The sequence below is a fragment of the Streptomyces sp. AC627_RSS907 genome (assembly GCF_019049165.1).
In genome coordinates, this window is sequence record NZ_JAGMUE010001019.1 from 1 (window position 1) to 667 (window position 667).

General features: G+C 75.7%; 1 protein-coding gene. It reads left to right on the forward strand.

Annotated features, from left to right (window positions below; all coding sequences use genetic code 11):
* A partial coding sequence (eccE, locus tag KUM32_RS40010; RefSeq protein ID WP_217146629.1) for a type VII secretion protein EccE occupies positions 1–655 on the forward strand: 655 nt, incomplete at its 5' end.
* Positions 656–667: the final 12 nt, after the last annotated feature.

The following is a 667-nucleotide window of genomic DNA, read 5'->3' on the forward strand; positions in this document are numbered from 1 at the left end:
GCGCAACTACGGCCCCTTGCAGGCACAGTCGGGCGCGCCCGCGCTGCGCGTGACCTGGGTCGCGCTGAAGCTCGACCCGGAGCTGTGCCCGGAGGCGGTCGCCGCCAGGGGCGGTGGGCTGGGCGGGGCGCAGCGGAGCCTGTTGCGCGCCGCCGACCAGTTGGCCAGCCGCCTGATAGGCGCCGGCTTCCAGGCGGAGGTGCTCTCCGAGGCGGAGCTGACCGCCGCCGTGGCCGCCGCCGCGTGCGCCAACCCGATCGCCGCCGCGTCCGGCGGCTCGTCGGGCGGGCCGGCGCGGCGCACCGTGGAGACCTCCCGTACCTGGCGCTGTGACGACCGCCGACACACCACGTACTGGGTCGGCCGGTGGCCCCAGTTGGGTGCCAGCGCGACGCCGCTGGCTCGCCTGGTGTCGCTGTTGACGGCCGTGCCGGTGCTGGCGACGACGTTCAGCCTGACCCTCGCGCGGGGCGGCAGCCAGGAGGTCGTCCTCAGTGGGCACGTACGGATCACGGGGCGTAGCGACGACGAACTGGTCGGCGCCCGGCGCGCGTTGGAGCGTACGGCGCGCGAGGCCAGGGCCGGCCTGGTTCGACTGGACCGTGAGCAGGTGCCCGGCGTGCTGGCCACCCTGCCGCTTGGGGGGACCCGCTGATGAGTACACCGC